At 51.8% G+C, this 220-nt stretch carries 1 rRNA gene; it reads right to left on the bottom strand.

Features of this window, described 5'->3' with window-relative positions:
• Positions 1 to 70, bottom strand: a 5S ribosomal RNA gene (rrf, locus tag G9G57_RS25555); the annotation flags it as partial.
• Between the last annotated feature and the right edge of the window lie 150 nt (positions 71 to 220).

Here is a 220-nt window from a genome sequence, read left to right on the forward strand (position 1 = left end):
CGGCGCTGGAGGGCTTAACGGTCGTGTTCGGGATGGGTACGTGTGGAACCCCTCCGCTATCGCCACCAAACATGAATCTGCTCTGCAAATTCGACCTTCAAGGTGTTACACCCTGAAAACTGGATCCGAAACTCATTGCGTCCTATCTTTAGGATAAGCCCTCGACCGATTAGTATTGGTCAGCTCCATGCATTACTGCACTTCCACCCCCAACCTATCT

The sequence above is a fragment of the Paenibacillus sp. EKM211P genome, assembly GCF_011066175.1.
Classification (GTDB): domain Bacteria; phylum Bacillota; class Bacilli; order Paenibacillales; family Paenibacillaceae; genus Paenibacillus; species Paenibacillus polymyxa.